Origin of the sequence: Desemzia sp. FAM 23988 (assembly GCF_045528365.1) — a bacterium.
Classification (GTDB): domain Bacteria; phylum Bacillota; class Bacilli; order Lactobacillales; family Carnobacteriaceae; genus Desemzia.
Window position 1 is genome coordinate 1 of the sequence record NZ_JBGQQS010000091.1, and the last position, 255, is coordinate 255.

A 255-nucleotide genomic window follows, 5' to 3' on the forward strand; every position below is an offset into this window, starting at 1 on the left:
TTCTCTCCTCGACTACCTGTGTCGGTTTGCGGTACGGGCTGTTTGTTTCTAACTAGAAGCTTTTCTTGACAGTGTGACATCAGGAACTTCGGTACTTAATTTCCCTCCCCATCACAACTTGTCCTTAGAGAAGCAAGCATTTGACTCACTTCAAGACTTGTTGCTTGGACGTGCATATCCAGCAGCACGCATTCCTTAGCCTCCTGTGTCCCTCCATTGTTCAAACAAAACAAACAGGTACAGGAATATCAACCT

Annotated in this window: 1 rRNA gene; it reads right to left on the reverse strand. The window is 45.5% G+C overall.

The annotated features are described in order from the left end of the window. A 23S ribosomal RNA gene (locus ACEN4L_RS13570) occupies window positions 1–255 on the reverse strand; the annotation flags it as partial.